A 14,540-nucleotide genomic window follows, 5' to 3' on the forward strand; every position below is an offset into this window, starting at 1 on the left:
GCTCAGGCTGCCTTTCCGCGACCGCGCGCCGGGCGCAGACCCGCCAGCGAGAAGGTGGTGTGTACGAGCGACCCCGCGCGCTCCACCAGCGACTTTTTGCGCCGAGGCACGTAGTGCACCGGCATGTCTCGGCGGTCGCGCGGTGGAGCAGTGAACGCGGGCGCCTCGACGAGCGGGGCGTCTGCGGGCAGGCGGCCCGCCGCACGTTTGTAGGCGGCCACCGCTCGGGGGTGCAGCCGAATCTCGTCGGGCACCGCGACGAAGGCGATCTCGACGAGTTTCCCGAACAGGCGCAGCACCACCTCGTCGCTGGGCGTCCACCGCATGCCCGCCTTTTCCCGCAGCGCCGGCTCGAAGAGCCCTGCCGCGATCCAGCGCTGCCCCGCGAGCATCGGCTTGAACATCTGATCCCACACGGGCGTCGGCAGCAGGACGAACCACGGCTTGGGGATCCGGAGCGAGAAGATGTCCAACGTCGCCCGATTGATCTCGAGCTCGTCGCGGCACTTGGCTTCCCAGTACGCCTGGAAGTCCTCCCACGAGCGGGGGACCGGTCGCATGCTCATGCCGTACATCCGGTACCACTGCACGTGTTCGTCGAACAGCTGGCGCTTCTCGGCTTCGGTCAGGCCGCCGCAGAAGTACTCGGCGGTCTTGATGATCAGCATGAAGAACGTGGCGTGCGCCCAGTAGAAGGTGTCGGGATTGAGGGCGTGGTAGCGCCGCCCGGCGCCGTCGACGCCCTTGATGGTCTCGTGGTACCCGCGGATCTGGGCGCCGGTGTCGGGCGCGCGGTCGCCGTCGTACACCACGCCCATGATCGGGAAGACCGACCGTGCCACGCGCTGTAGCGGCTCGCGCAGCAGTATCGAGTGGTCCTCCACGCCGGCGCCGAGCTCGGGGTACATGTTCTGGATCGCGCCGATCCACACGCCCAGCATGCCGGTGCGCAGGTCGCCGAAGTACTTCCAGGTGAGGGAGTCGGGGCCGAGGGGATCGGCTGCTGCCGGCGCGGTCGTCGTTGATCTCGCGGTCATGGTGTCCTCGCTGATTCCAAATCCCACGGTGTCCGGCTCACGATAATGTTGACAACACACGTTGTCCATGATTTGCGGGCGCGCCGGGCGACACCGTTACCGAGCTGCGACGTGCGACCCCGCGCGACGTGAGCAATGTCTTAGACACCCGTCAAGATCAGCCGCCACCTGCACATTCGATGCCAGCGCCGTCAGCAATGCCGACCGGCCCGGCGATCGTGACTGCCAACGTTCAAGAGCGCCGCATATCGTGGCGCTGTGGATGCCGAACCCCCCAACGAACGGTCAGCCGGCGTCGGCGCGATCGAACGGCCGCAGGGCGTCGCCTCCGCCCCCGCACGGTCGACGGGGCCGCTGGCCTGGCTGAAGAACACCAACCACAGCCCCGACGTCATCGGCTTCATCCGGCGGGCCCGTCGCGCGCTGCCAGGCGACCCAGACTTCGGCGACCCCCTGTCGGCGGACGGCGAGGGAGGTCCGCGGGCCGCCGCCCGTGCCGCGGATCGGCTGCTGGAGCACGACGCCGCGACGCGCGAAGTCAGCCTCGCGACGTTGCAGGTGTGGCAGGCGCTGACGGAGCGGGTGTCCGGTCGACCGGCGAACCGTGAGGTCACGCTGGTGTTCACCGACCTCGTCGGCTTCTCGGACTGGTCGCTTTCGGCGGGTGACGACGCCACGTTGCGGTTGCTGCGCCGCGTGGCCCAGGTGATGGAACCGCCGCTGCTGGCCTCGGGCGGACACATCGTCAAGCGGATGGGGGACGGGGCCATGGCCGTGTTCTCCAACCCCACCACCGCCGTGCGCTCCGTCATCACCGCGTTGGAAGCGGTGAAAACCGTTGAGGTAGATGGATATACGCCGCGGATGCGGGCAGGCATCCACACCGGCAGGCCGCAACGCATCGGCTCGGACTGGCTGGGCGTCGACGTCAACATCGCCGCCAGGGTGATGGAACGCGCCACCAGAGGCGGGCTGGTCGTGTCGCAGACGACGTTGGAGGGCATCTCGGAAGACGAGTTCGATGCGCTCGGCGTGACGGCGAAACGCATTCGCAAGCAGCTCTTCGCGCCGAAGATGGCCGGAGTGCCCGAGGATCTGGCCATGTACCGCTTGAGTATTCGCAGGGATTTGCCAGGTCAGGATTACGGCGAGGCCGATTCCGCCGGCGCATAGTTGTAACTGATGGTGTCGGCAATGCTGTCCGGGCTGGGTCGGGTGCGGGTGACCGTGACGTATGCGGTGATCTTGATCTGCGTCACCAGCACCCTTTCCGTGCTCGGGCCGTCCGCTGCGGATCGCGTGATCCGGCACGCCAGCACCAATCTGCACAACCTGAACCACGGTCACCTCGGCACGCTGCTCGGCAGCGCGTTCGTCGTCGACGCCGGCGCACCGTACGTGTGGCTGCCCGGCTTGGTCTGCTTGATGGGTCTCGCCGAACTGCTCTGGCAGAGCAGACGTCTGGCGCTGGCCTTCGCCATCGGCCACGTCGGTGCCACGCTGCTGGTCGCGGCGGGCCTCATCGTGGCACTGAAACTCGGCTGGCTGCCCGCGTCCATCACCCGCGCCGCGGACGTCGGCATGAGCTACGGGGCTACCGCCGTGCTGGGAACGCTGACCGCAGCCGTGCCCCGCCGGTGGCGGCCGATCTGGATCGGCTGGTGGCTGGCGGTCGGATTGGCCGTCGTCTGGGTGGACCGCGACTTCACCGACGTGGGGCATGTCGTGGCGCTGGTATTGGGAATGCTGGTGGCGACGCGATTCGGCACCCCTGGTCGGTGGACGGCGCCGCGCGTCGCCCTACTGGGGGTCGGCTCGGCGTTCGGCTTCCTGATCCTGGCCAACACGGGCTTGTCGATGCTGGTCGGGACCATCTGTGGCGCCGCGGGTGCGGTGCTGGGCGCCCTGCTGGGGTGGCGACCTTGGGCAACTCCTCGCGATCTGGAAGTGCCCGCTCCGATCGCGCCTGAGTCGGTACGGCCCGGATGAGGCGTGGCACTTCCGCAGTGGTGGATTGAACCCCCTCGCATCGCTCAGCAAACTTCTCAATGAGGCATACCCGCGGCCGAGGCGCGTTTGGGCAAGCGAATTGTGGTCAACACCTGGCACATGTTCAGGCGGTTGTCGCTGCCGCTGCTGCTTAGCGTTCTCGTCGCCTGCAGTGCGCCATCTCAACCTGCGGAAACCAACACAGTCACGGTGACCGCGCCACAGATCACTGCAGCCCCAGCCCCCGCGTCGACGTCAGGGGTCCCGTCGATCGTGCCCCCGGCGACTACTCCACCGGTGGAGTCCCTGCCCGGCAACGGCCCCCGATCGAGATTGGCGAACATAGTTCTTCCAGCGGGCACGATGGACCTCGGCTATAGCGACGTCTCGCGCCAGGAGGAGTGGTTGGCTCCGGGGTTTTACGAATCGATCGTGCAGTACTTCCGAGGGGCATTGCCGATCGGCGGCGAACTCGACGGGCTGCAGTGGTGCGGCGAGGGTACTGAGCCAGGCCAAGGTGCAACAGATGAACGCACGGTGTGGATTTGGGGCGACTTCGAGGACCTGCTTCAGCTCGCAGTAGGCCGCGACAGTGTCGTCACCATCCTCCGCAGGCAGGGATCGGGAACACTGGGCTGTCCTTACTGATCGGCATGCCGACAATTTGGTCCGGTGAACTCTTCTGCCGACGCCTCGACGAAGTCCGTTCCCGCCCATCCCCGCGACGGCGGCGAATGCCCCCGCGACGAAGCTGGTCGTGACGATGAGCGGCCGCACGATCACCGCGCAACGGCCTCGCGTGTCGCGGCCCACATCCGACCATCGCCTATGATCGCCGGGTGTCTGATCAGCCCATCGACCTCTCCGAGGATGCACTGACGAAGGCCGTCAGCGCGGCGCGCGACGCCTTCGATCGGGCCGCCGACCTCGATGCGCTGGCCCGCGCCAAGACCGAACACCTCGGCGACCGGTCGCCCATCGCGTTGGCCCGTCAAGCACTCGGCTCCCTGGCCAAGGCCGATCGGGCCGACGCCGGGCGTCGCGTCAACGTCGCCCGCACCGAGGCGCAGACCGCCTACGACGAACGCCTGGCCGCGCTGCGCATCGAGCGCGATGCAGCCGTCCTGGTAGCCGAACGCATCGACGTCACACTGCCGTCGACGCGGCAGCCCGTCGGGGCGCGCCACCCGATCACGATCCTGGCCGAGCACGTCGCCGACACGTTCATCGCGATGGGGTGGGAGCTGGCCGAGGGCCCGGAGGTCGAGACCGAGCAGTTCAACTTCGACGCGCTGAACTTCCCGCCGGATCACCCGGCGCGCAGCGAGCAGGACACCTTCCACGTCGCTCCCGAGGGATCCCGCCAGGTGCTGCGCACGCACACCTCGCCGGTGCAGATCCGGGCGCTGCTGGACCGCGAACTGCCGGTGTACATCGTCTCGATCGGCCGGACGTTCCGCACCGACGAACTCGATGCCACGCACACCCCGGTCTTCCATCAGGTCGAAGGACTCGCCGTGGACCGCGGCCTGACCATGGCCCATCTGAAGGGCACGCTCGACGCGTTCGCGCGGGCCGAATTCGGACCGCAGGGCCGTACTCGTTTCCGGCCGCACTTCTTCCCGTTCACCGAACCGTCGGCCGAGGTCGACGTCTGGTTCGAGAACAAGAAGGGCGGACCCGGCTGGGTGGAATGGGGCGGCTGCGGCATGGTGAACCCGAACGTGTTGATCGCCTGCGGCATCGACCCTGAGGTCTACTCCGGCTTCGCCTTCGGCATGGGTCTGGAACGAACCCTCCAGTTCCGCAACGGCATTCCCGACATGCGCGACATGGTCGAGGGTGACGTGCGGTTCTCCCTACCCTTCGGAGTGGGAGCCTGATGCGCGTTCCCTATGGCTGGCTCCGCGACGTCGTCCGAGCCGGCGCACCGGGTTGGGATGCGTCCGTCGACGAGCTCGAGCGCACGCTGATCGACATCGGCCACGAGGTCGAGGAGATCATCCCGGTCGGGCCGGTCAGCGGTCCGCTGACCGTCGGCGAGGTCGTCGAGATCGAGGAGCTCACCGAGTTCAAGAAGCCGATCCGGGCGTGCAAGGTGAACGTCGGCGCCCAGAACGTCGACGGCGCTCCTCGCGACATCGTCTGCGGTGCAACGAATTTCAAGGTTGGCGACCTCGTCGTCGTCGCCCTGCCGGGCACCGTCCTGCCCGGCGACTTCACCATCACGGCCCGCAAGACCTACGGGCGCGTTTCCGACGGCATGATCTGCTCGGCGGCCGAATTGAACCTCGGCGTCGAGCAGTCCGGCATCTTGGTGCTACCGCCGGGGACCGCCGAACCGGGCGCCGACGCGATCGACGTGGTCGGTCTCGACGACGTGGTGTTCCACCTCGCGATCACGCCGGATCGTGGCTACTGCCTGTCGATTCGCGGGATGGCGCGCGAAATCGCCTGCGCCTACGACCTCGACTTCGTCGACCCCGCCGACGTCGCTCCGCTGCCCGCGGATGGCGAGGCATGGCCGGTGACCATCCAGCCAGGGACCGGCGTGCTGCGGTTCGGCCTGCGCCCGGTGACGGGTATCGACCCCGCCGCGGTATCGCCGTGGTGGATGCAACGCCGGTTGCTGCTGAGCGGAATCCGGGCCATCTCCCCGGCAGTCGACGTGACCAACTACGTGATGCTCGAAATCGGGCATCCGATGCACGCCCACGACCGCACGCTGATCACCGGCGGCTTCGACGTCCGGTTCGCGACGCCGGGGGAGACGGTGGTCACCCTCGACGACGTGGAACGCCGCCTCGACCCGGCCGACGTCCTGATCGTCGACGACGTCGCGACCGCCGCCATCGGCGGCGTGATGGGCGCAGGCACCACCGAGGTGCGGGACAGCACCACCGACGTCCTCCTCGAGGCCGCCGTCTGGGATCCGGCAGCGGTATCCCGCACGCAGCGCCGTCTGCACCTGGTCAGCGAGGCGGGTCGGCGCTACGAACGCACCGTCGACCCCGCCATTTCCGTTGCGGCACTTGATCGTTGCGCGTCACTGCTGGCCGCCATCGCCAGCGGCACCGTCGAACCGACGCTGACCGACTGGCGCGGTGATCCACCCCGCGACGACTGGTCGCCGCCGCCGGTGAGCATGCCGGTCGACCTGCCGGACCGGACCGCGGGCATCGACTACGCCGTGGGCACCACGACCCGTCGCCTGACCCAGATCGGCGCAGCGGTGACGACGTCGGACGGCCAGGTCACCGCCGTCCCGCCGAGCTGGCGACCCGACCTCAAGCAGCCCGCGGATCTCGTCGAGGAGGTGTTGCGGCTCGAAGGGCTGGACAAGATCCCTTCGGTTCTGCCGCAGGCACCCCCCGGTCGCGGCCTCACCGCCGGTCAGGCCCGGCGCCGTGCCATCGAGAAGTCCTTGGCGCTCAACGGGTTCGTCGAGATCTTGCCCACTCCGTTCCTGCCCGCCGGAATATTCGACGCATGGGGACTGGCCGCGGACGATCCGCGCCGGGCGACGGTGTCCGTGCTCAACCCGCTGGAGTCGGACCGTCCGCAGCTGGCAACCACGTTGCTGCCGGGGATCCTGGAGGCGTTGGTGCGCAACGTCTCCCGTGGAACCTCCGACGTGGCGTTGTTCGCCATCGAGCAGATCGCCGAGGCGACGCCGCGGACTCGGGCCCTGCAGCCGATCCCGGTCGACCGACCACCAACCGCCGACGAGATCGCCACCATCGACGATTCGCTGCCGCGACAACCGGTGCACGTCGCCGCGGTACTGGCCGGCTTGCGGGAACCCGTGGGCCCGTGGGGGCCGGGCAGGCGCGTCGAGGCCTCCGACGCATTCGAAGTGGTACGGATCATCAGCCGCACCTGCAACGTTGAACTGACGCTGCGCGCAGCGGGCCAGTCGCCGTGGCACCCGGGTCGCTGCGCCGAGATCCTGGTGGGCGAGACGGTGGTGGGCCACGCGGGCGAGTTGCACCCCGCGGTGATCGAGAGGACCGGTCTGCCGAAGCGCACCTGCGCTGTCGAACTGGACCTCGACGCCGTGCCGCTGGTCGAGCGGTTGCCGGCGCCCGCGGTGTCGCCGTTCCCGGCGGTGTTCCAGGACGTCAGCCTGATCGTGGCCGACGACGTTGCCGCCCAGTCGGTCGTCGACGCCGTGCGCGAAGGGGCGGGCGACCTGCTCGAGGACGTCCGCCTGTTCGACGTGTACGTCGGGCCGCAGATCGGTGAGGGTCGCAAGTCCCTCACCCTCGCACTGCGGTTCAGGGCCGTCGACCGCACGCTCACCGAGGACGAGGCGAGCGCGGCACGCGATGCCGCGGTCGCGCTGGCGGCTGACCGCGTCGGCGCCACGCAACGCGCTTAGCGGCGGCCAGCGGTGTCCAGGGGACGAACCATCAGCCGCGCAGGACTCCGGCCGAGCACCTGACGCCACGGAATGTCCACGGGATTCTCGGTCAGCGTTAGCGGTCGGTCGGCGCCGATGACGGCACGCAACGACTCTTCAACCGCTACCTTCGCAAGCGCCGTGCCCAGGCAGTAATGCGTTCCGGCACCGAAGTTCGGCAACTTGGCCGTATCCGATCTGGTGAAGCGATCCGGGTCGTAGCGGTCGGGTTCCGGCCACACCGATTCGTCACGACAAGCCGACGCGATGCAGAGGAAGACCATCGAACCGGTTGGAATCGTCGTGCCGTGCAAGTCGATTGGTGCCACGGCGGTGCGGGGAATGATCGGGATGCTCGGCTCCAGACGTATCGTCTCGGCGACAGCGCTGGCCAGTCGATCCTCGTCTTCGCACACTCCGACCAGCTCGTCGAGGTGTTGCAGGGCCACCAGAACGCTGCACGGTATCTGGCTGCCGGCCGTGTCATGGCCCGCCACGAGCAGATTGGCGATCATCGTGACGGTTTCGGCGTGCGTCAGTCGGTCGCCGTCGGCCTCGGCGGCCAACAGCGCAGTGATCAGATCCGGTCCGGGATCCTCGCTTCGGCGGGTCGTCAATTCATCGACGTAACTCTGCAACTCCACGAGCGCAGTCGTCGCTGCGGTTATCTGGTCGGGAGTCATGACGAAGAAGACGGGGCTCAACGCGTCCGCCCACTTCGTGAAGACCGCGACATCGCTGTCCGGCACACCGAGCAGGCAACAAATCAGGCGCGTCGCCAACGTCGAGCATGCCGCGACCAAGTCACCACCATCGCGAACGGAAGCTACCCCGGCTGCAGCCATGTCGGCCGCGGTCGTGCGTAGGGCGTCCACGGATCGGGGCGTAAACGCCCGTGAGACGACCGATCGTATTCGGCGGTGATAGTCGCCTTCCGTGGTGAACATCAAGCTGCCGTACCAGTCGCGCAGCGGGCCGTCGGCGATGCCCATCAGGTCGAAGAGTGCGAGTCCGATTCCGGTCAGGCGCTGATCGTGGGCAAGCGACTCCAGATCGCGTTGGCGCAGAACGATCGTTGCGCCGGTCGTCAGGTCCGTGGCCAGCGGTCCTCGGGCTGCAGCGTCGTGCAGCATTCCGTGCAGATCGCCAGCGAATGTTCCGCTCAGGTCGATCGAAGCTTCTACGTCCATCTTTAACAGTATCGAGCAAACATCGCAACGCGTTCGGAGAATGCCTGCCAAGCTCAGTTGCCGCCTAGCGGCAAGAGCCGTCCGTGTGGCGGCATCTGCGCAGGCAAAATGAATTTGCACCTGCATGCATAACCATGCAGAATCGCTGCATGACTTCAGTGGCGGTGGCCGGTGCCAGCGGATACGCCGGCGGCGAGATCCTGCGGCTCCTGCTCGGCCATCCGGCCTACGCCGAGGGGCGGCTGACCATCGGCGCGCTGACCGCCGCCGCGAGCGCGGGTACGGCGCTGACCGAGCACCATCCGCACCTCCTGCCGTTGGCCAACCGCGTCCTCGAGCCTACGGACGCCGAGGTGCTCGCCGGTCATGACGTGGTGTTCCTCGGCCTGCCGCACGGCCATTCCGCAGCGTTGGCGCAGCAGCTCGGACCCGACACGCTGATCGTCGACTGCGGCGCCGACTTCCGGCTGACCGACCCCGCCGCGTGGGAGCGGTTCTACGGCTCGACGCATGCCGGCAGCTGGCCCTACGGCCTGCCCGAACTACCCGGCAGCCGCGAGGCGCTGCGGGGCACCAAGCGCGTCGCCGTGCCGGGCTGTTATCCCACCGCCGCACTGCTCGCCCTGCTGCCCGCGGTGGCAGAGGACCTGGTCGAGCCGGCCGTCACCGTCGTCGCCGTGAGCGGGACCTCCGGCGCGGGACGCGCCGCCAAGGTCGACCTGCTCGGTTCCGAGGTGATCGGATCCGCACGGGCCTACAACATCGGCGGCGCGCACCGGCACACGCCCGAGATCGCCCAGGGCCTGCGCACGGTCACCGACAAGGCCGTCACCGTGTCGTTCACGCCGGTGCTGATACCCACCTCGCGCGGCATCCTTGCCACCTGCACTGCACGCACGCAGGCCTCGCTGTCCGAGATCCGCGCCGCGTACGAGAAGTTCTACGGCGACGAACCGTTCGTGCACCTGCTGCCCGACGGGCAGCTGCCCAAGACCGGTGCGGTCATCGGCAGCAACGCCGCGCAGGTCGCGGTGGCCGTCGACGTCGACGCCGGCGTGCTGGTGGCGGTGTCCGCCATCGACAACCTGACCAAGGGCACCGGTGGTGCTGCCGTGCAATCGATGAACCTGGCGCTGGGCTGGCCTGAGACCGAAGGACTTTCGACCGTGGGAGTGGCACCGTGACCGTCAACCAGGAGCAAACCGACACCACGCGGCTGGTCCGCAGCCAGGGCGTCACCGCACCCGCGGGCTTCCGCGCGACCGGAATCTCGGCGGGCATCAAGGCATCCGGCGCACCCGACCTCGCCCTGGTCTTCAACGAGGGACCCGACTACGCGGCCGCCGCCGTGTTCACCCGCAACAAGGTCAAGGCCGCGCCGGTGCTGTGGACCCAGCAGGTGATGACCACGCGCCGCCTGCGCGCCGCCATCCTCAACTCCGGCGGAGCCAACGCCTGCACGGGGCCCGGCGGTTTCCAGGACGCGCACCAGACCGCCGAGGCCGTCGCCGCGGCGTTGTCGGACTGGGGCACCGAGACCGGCGCCATCGAGGTCGCGGTCTGCTCGACGGGCCTGATCGGGGACCGGCTGCCGATGGACAAGGTCCTCGCCGGTGTCAAGGCGGTCGTGCAGGAGATGGCGGGCGGGCTGACCGGCGGCGTCGAGGCCGCGCAGGCCATCATGACCACCGATACGGTGCCCAAACAGGTTGCCCTGCACCACGGCGACAACTGGACGGTGGGCGGCATGGCGAAGGGCGCGGGCATGCTTGCGCCGTCGCTGGCCACGATGCTGTGCGTCATCACCACCGACGCGGTCGCCGACGCCGATGCGCTCGACCGTGCGCTGCGGAATGCCACGGCGCGCACGTTCGACCGGCTGGACGTCGACGGCAGCTGCTCCACCAACGACACCGTGCTGTTACTGGCGTCGGGCGCCAGCGAGGTGGCGCCCAGCCAGGACGACCTGGACGCCGCGCTGCTCGCCGTCTGCGACGACCTCTGCGCGCAACTGCAGGCCGACGCCGAGGGCGTCACCAAGCGGATCGCGGTCACCGTCACCGGCGCCGCAAGCGAGGACGACGCCGTCGTTGCCGCGCGAGTCATCGCCCGCGACAGCCTGGTCAAGACGGCACTGTTCGGCTCGGACGCCAACTGGGGCCGGGTGTTGGCCGCGGTCGGCATGGCGCCCGTCGAGCTGGATCCCGACCGGATCGGCGTGGCGTTCAACGGATTCCCCGTCTGCATCGACGGTGTTGGCGCGCCCGGTGCGCGCGAGGTCGACCTCACGGGCGCCGCCATCGATGTGACCGTCGACCTCGGGATCGGTTCCGCTGCGGCGACCATCCGCACCACGGACCTGTCGCACGCCTACGTCGAAGAGAACTCGGCCTACAGCTCGTGACCGCGGGAACCACGACAGACATCCACACCAAGGCCGCGGTGTTGGCCGAGGCGCTGCCGTGGCTGAAGGCGTTGCACGGCAAGGTCGTGGTCGTCAAGTACGGCGGCAACGCGATGACCGACGACGCACTGCGCGCCGCGTTCGCTGCCGACATGGTGTTCCTGCGCAACTGCGGGATCCACCCCGTCGTCGTACACGGCGGCGGTCCGCAGATCAGCGCCATGCTCAAGAAGCTCGGCATTGCAGGCGATTTCAAGGGTGGGTTCCGGGTCACGACGCCTGAGGTGCTCGACGTCGCGCGGATGGTGCTGTTCGGTCAGGTCGGAAGGGAACTCGTCGGCCTGATCAATGCCCACGGCCCGTACGCCGTCGGCATCACCGGTGAGGACGCGAACCTGTTCACCGCCGTCCGGCGCAGCGTCACGGTGGACGGCGTCGCGACCGACATCGGCCTCGTCGGCGACGTCGAACGTGTCAATGCCGCTGCGATACTGGACCTCATTGCCGCAGGACGCATTCCGGTCGTGTCCACCATCGCGCCCGACGCCGCGGGCGTTGTGCACAACATCAACGCCGACACCGCCGCCGCGGCCCTGGCCGAGGCGCTGTCGGCCGAGAAGCTGCTGATGCTCACCGACGTCGAGGGGCTGTACACCAGCTGGCCTGATCGGGGCTCGCTGGTGAAGGAGATCGACGTCGCCACGCTCGCCGGGTTGCTGCCCACGCTCGAATCCGGCATGGTGCCGAAGATCGAGGCGTGCCTGCGCGCGGTCGCCGGCGGGGTGCCCAGCGCGCACGTCATCGACGGCCGCGTCGAACACTGTGTGCTGGTCGAGTTGTTCACCGACGAGGGTTCTGGGACGAAGGTGGTGAAGTGAGCAATACGCAAGCGCTGCAACAGCGTTGGCAGGCCGTGATGATGGACAACTACGGCACGCCTCCGGTCGCACTGGTCAGCGGCGACGGCGCGGTGGTCACCGACGCCGACGGCCGGTCCTACGTCGATCTGCTCGGCGGCATCGCCGTCAACGTTCTCGGACACCGCCATCCGGCGGTCATCGACGCCGTGACCCGTCAGCTGAACATCCTGGGTCACACCTCCAACCTGTACGCCACCGAACCGGGCATTGCGCTCGCGGAGGCGTTGGTGGCGCACCTCGGCGCCGACACCCATGCGCGGGCGTTCTTCTGCAACTCGGGCACCGAGGCCAACGAGGTCGCCTTCAAGATCACCCGGCTCACGGGTCGGACGAAACTCGTTGCCGCAGAAGGTGCCTTCCACGGCCGGACCATGGGGTCGCTCGCGCTGACCGGCCAGCCCGCCAAGCAGGCTCCGTTCGCGCCGCTGCCCGGTGACGTCACGCACGTCCCGTACGGTGACGCCGACGCGTTGGCCGCCGCGGTGACCGACGGCACCGCCGCGGTGTTCCTCGAGCCCATCATGGGGGAGGGCGGCGTCGTCACGCCGCCGCCGGGCTACCTCGTCGCCGCGCGTGACATCACCGCGAAGCGCGGCGCGCTACTGGTCCTCGACGAGGTGCAGACCGGCGTGGGGCGCACCGGAACCTTCTACGCCCATCAACACGACGGCATCACACCCGACATCGTCACGCTGGCAAAGGGACTCGGGGGCGGGCTGCCGATCGGCGCGTGCCTGGCCATCGGTGACGCCGCCGAGCTGTTGACTCCCGGCCTGCACGGCAGCACATTTGGCGGCAACCCGGTGTGCACCGCCGCCGCCCTCGCGGTACTGAAGACGCTGGCCGACGAGGATCTGATCAGCCGCGCCGACGTGCTCGGCAAGACGCTGAGCCACGGCATCGAGGCCATCGGTCACCCCTTGATCGACCACGTCCGCGGCCGCGGTCTGCTGCGCGGCGTGGTGCTCACCGCCCCGCACGCCAAGGCGATCGAGACGGCCGCCAGGGACGCGGGCTTCCTCGTCAACGCCGCCATGCCCGACGTGATTCGGCTGGCCCCGCCCCTGGTCGTCACCGACGCGCAGATCGAGGCGTTCCTCACCGCCCTGCCCGCCGTCCTCGACACGGCGACGAAAGCGGCGGAGGCCTCGTGACGTTGCGACACTTCCTGCGCGACGACGACCTGACGCCCGACGAGCAGGCCGAAGTACTGGCGCTGGCAGCCGGACTCAAGAAGGCGCCGATGAGCCGGCGCCCCCTCGAGGGCCCACGCGGCGTGGCCGTCATCTTCGAGAAGAACTCCACTCGCACCCGGTTCTCGTTCGAGATGGGCATCGCGCAACTGGGCGGTCACGCCGTCGTCGTGGACGGGCGCAGCACCCAGCTCGGGCGGGAGGAGACGCTGGAGGACACCGGAAGGGTGTTGTCCCGCTACGTCGATGCCATCGTGTGGCGCACGTTCGCGCAGGAACGCTTGGCCGCGATGGCCTCTGGCTCGACGGTGCCGATCGTCAACGCGCTGTCCGACGACTTCCATCCCTGCCAGGTGCTCGCCGACCTGCAGACCCTCGACGAACGCCGCGGCACGTTGTACGGGCTGCGGATGGCGTACTTCGGCGACGGCGCCAACAACATGGCGCACTCGCTGATGCTGGGCGGCGTGACCGCGGGCATCCACGTCACCATCGCGGCCCCGGCGGGGTTCGAGCCCGACCCGGAGTTCGTCGACGCGGCGCGCAAGCGGGCGAGCGACACGGGTGCCTCAGTGACGGTGACGAGCGATCCGCATGCCGCCGCCGATGGCGTCGACGTGGTGGTGACGGACACCTGGACGTCGATGGGACAGGAGAACGACGGCCTGGACCGGGTGCGCCCGTTCCGCCCGTTCCAGGTCAACGCCGATCTGATGAGTCGTGCCGATCCCGATGCCGTCGTCCTGCACTGCCTGCCCGCACACCGCGGACACGAGATCACCGACGACGTCCTCGACGGCCCCAGCAGCGCGGTGTGGGACGAGGCGGAGAACCGGCTGCACGCCCAGAAGGCACTGCTGGTGTGGCTGCTGGAGAGATCATGACTTCGCGAAGACGAGCGCGAACAGGAGTCGAGCGATCATGACTTCCGCATCGACGAGGGCAGGACGGCAGGCGCGCATCGTGACACTCCTGTCGTCGAAGTCGGTGAGCAGTCAGAGCGAACTGGCGACGATGCTCGCCGAGGAGGGCATCGAAGTTACCCAGGCGACGCTGTCACGCGACCTCGAGGAGCTGGGCGCGGTCAAACTGCGTGGAGCCGACGGTGGCGTCGGCGTCTACGTCGTACCCGAGGACGGCAGTCCGGTGCGCGGGGTTTCGGGTGGGACGGAACGGATGTCGCGCCTGCTCGGCGACCTTCTGGTGTCCACCGACGCCAGCGCCAACCTGGCCGTTCTGCGAACCCCGCCCGGCGCCGCGCACTACCTCGCCAGCGCGATCGACCGGGCCTCCCTGCCCTATGTGGTGGGCACCGTCGCCGGCGATGACACCATCCTCGTAATAGCCCGCGAACCCATGACGGGTGCCGAACTGGCCAAGAAGCTTGAGAACAAAGGAGATTGAT

General features: G+C 68.7%; 13 protein-coding genes. 11 read left to right on the forward strand and 2 right to left on the reverse strand.

Annotated features, from left to right (window positions below; translation table 11 throughout):
* Positions 1-2 precede the first annotated feature (2 nt).
* A complete protein-coding gene (locus tag N536_RS0122435; protein WP_029115667.1) occupies positions 3-1,037 on the reverse strand; it encodes an oxygenase MpaB family protein in 1,035 nt (344 codons plus the stop codon).
* Between the two features lie 258 nt (positions 1,038-1,295).
* Here N536_RS0122435 and N536_RS0122440 point away from each other — a divergent pair, with 258 nt between their 5' ends.
* From N536_RS0122440 to pheT, 5 genes are all read left to right on the forward strand, one after another.
* Positions 1,296-2,210 (forward strand): adenylate/guanylate cyclase domain-containing protein, encoded by a 915-nt coding sequence (locus N536_RS0122440; RefSeq protein ID WP_036437226.1) that lies wholly within the window; start codon positions 1,296-1,298, stop codon positions 2,208-2,210.
* A 9-nt stretch (positions 2,211-2,219) separates the two neighbouring features.
* Positions 2,220-3,026, forward strand: coding sequence for a rhomboid-like protein (locus N536_RS0122445; RefSeq protein WP_029115669.1), 807 nt, complete (start codon positions 2,220-2,222; stop codon positions 3,024-3,026).
* Between the two features lie 363 nt (positions 3,027-3,389).
* Positions 3,390-3,674 (forward strand): hypothetical protein, encoded by a 285-nt coding sequence (locus N536_RS0122450; RefSeq protein ID WP_029115670.1) that lies wholly within the window; start codon positions 3,390-3,392, stop codon positions 3,672-3,674.
* A 191-nt stretch (positions 3,675-3,865) separates the two neighbouring features.
* The gene (gene pheS, locus N536_RS0122455; protein ID WP_029115671.1) at positions 3,866-4,909 is read left to right on the forward strand and encodes a phenylalanine--tRNA ligase subunit alpha; all 1,044 of its coding nucleotides are present in this window, start codon (positions 3,866-3,868) and stop codon (positions 4,907-4,909) included.
* Positions 4,909-7,407 (forward strand): phenylalanine--tRNA ligase subunit beta, encoded by a 2,499-nt coding sequence (gene pheT / locus N536_RS0122460; protein ID WP_029115672.1) that lies wholly within the window; start codon positions 4,909-4,911, stop codon positions 7,405-7,407. The genes pheS and pheT overlap by 1 nt, the downstream gene beginning before the upstream one ends.
* Here pheT and N536_RS0122465 read toward each other — a convergent pair.
* On the reverse strand, positions 7,404-8,618 hold the full coding sequence (locus N536_RS0122465; protein ID WP_029115673.1) for a cytochrome P450: 1,215 nt from the start codon (positions 8,616-8,618) through the stop codon (positions 7,404-7,406). The genes pheT and N536_RS0122465 overlap by 4 nt on opposite strands.
* Before the next feature lie 134 nt (positions 8,619-8,752).
* On the opposite strand from N536_RS0122465, the gene argC reads away from it, so the two are divergent.
* The 6 genes from argC to N536_RS0122495 are packed head-to-tail and all read left to right on the forward strand — an operon-like array spanning position 8,753 to position 14,539.
* Entirely contained in the window at positions 8,753-9,802 is a 1,050-nt protein-coding gene (gene argC, locus N536_RS0122470) for an N-acetyl-gamma-glutamyl-phosphate reductase (RefSeq protein ID WP_029115674.1), read from the forward strand.
* Positions 9,799-11,022 (forward strand): bifunctional glutamate N-acetyltransferase/amino-acid acetyltransferase ArgJ, encoded by a 1,224-nt coding sequence (gene argJ, locus N536_RS0122475; RefSeq protein ID WP_029115675.1) that lies wholly within the window; start codon positions 9,799-9,801, stop codon positions 11,020-11,022. The genes argC and argJ overlap by 4 nt, the downstream gene beginning before the upstream one ends.
* Positions 11,019-11,900 carry an acetylglutamate kinase gene (argB, locus tag N536_RS0122480; RefSeq protein WP_029115676.1) on the forward strand — a complete coding sequence of 294 codons (882 nt, stop codon included), beginning with the start codon at positions 11,019-11,021 and terminating at the stop codon, positions 11,898-11,900. Before argJ ends, argB begins: the two co-directional genes overlap by 4 nt.
* Positions 11,897-13,096, forward strand: coding sequence for an acetylornithine transaminase (locus N536_RS0122485; protein ID WP_029115677.1), 1,200 nt, complete (start codon positions 11,897-11,899; stop codon positions 13,094-13,096). The genes argB and N536_RS0122485 overlap by 4 nt, the downstream gene beginning before the upstream one ends.
* Positions 13,097-13,098: 2 nt before the next feature.
* A complete protein-coding gene (gene argF / locus N536_RS0122490) occupies positions 13,099-14,019 on the forward strand; it encodes an ornithine carbamoyltransferase (protein WP_029115678.1) in 921 nt (306 codons plus the stop codon).
* A 37-nt stretch (positions 14,020-14,056) separates the two neighbouring features.
* Positions 14,057-14,539, forward strand: a complete 483-nt coding sequence (locus N536_RS0122495) for an arginine repressor (RefSeq protein ID WP_029115679.1) — start codon at positions 14,057-14,059, stop codon at positions 14,537-14,539.
* Position 14,540: the final 1 nt, after the last annotated feature.

The organism is Mycobacterium sp. URHB0044, from assembly GCF_000620625.1.
Taxonomy (GTDB): domain Bacteria; phylum Actinomycetota; class Actinomycetes; order Mycobacteriales; family Mycobacteriaceae; genus Mycobacterium.

Coding starts and splice junctions, on each gene's coding strand:
- N536_RS0122435 (WP_029115667.1), bottom strand. CDS start 1,037: ATGACCGCGAGATCAACGACGACCGCGCCGGCAGCAGCCGATCCCCTC.
- N536_RS0122445 (WP_029115669.1), top strand. CDS start 2,220: ATGGTGTCGGCAATGCTGTCCGGGCTGGGTCGGGTGCGGGTGACCGTG.
- N536_RS0122450 (WP_029115670.1), top strand. CDS start 3,390: ATGGACCTCGGCTATAGCGACGTCTCGCGCCAGGAGGAGTGGTTGGCT.
- pheT (WP_029115672.1), top strand. CDS start 4,909: ATGCGCGTTCCCTATGGCTGGCTCCGCGACGTCGTCCGAGCCGGCGCA.
- N536_RS0122465 (WP_029115673.1), bottom strand. CDS start 8,618: ATGGACGTAGAAGCTTCGATCGACCTGAGCGGAACATTCGCTGGCGAT.
- argC (WP_029115674.1), top strand. CDS start 8,753: ATGCAGAATCGCTGCATGACTTCAGTGGCGGTGGCCGGTGCCAGCGGA.
- N536_RS0122495 (WP_029115679.1), top strand. CDS start 14,057: ATGACTTCCGCATCGACGAGGGCAGGACGGCAGGCGCGCATCGTGACA.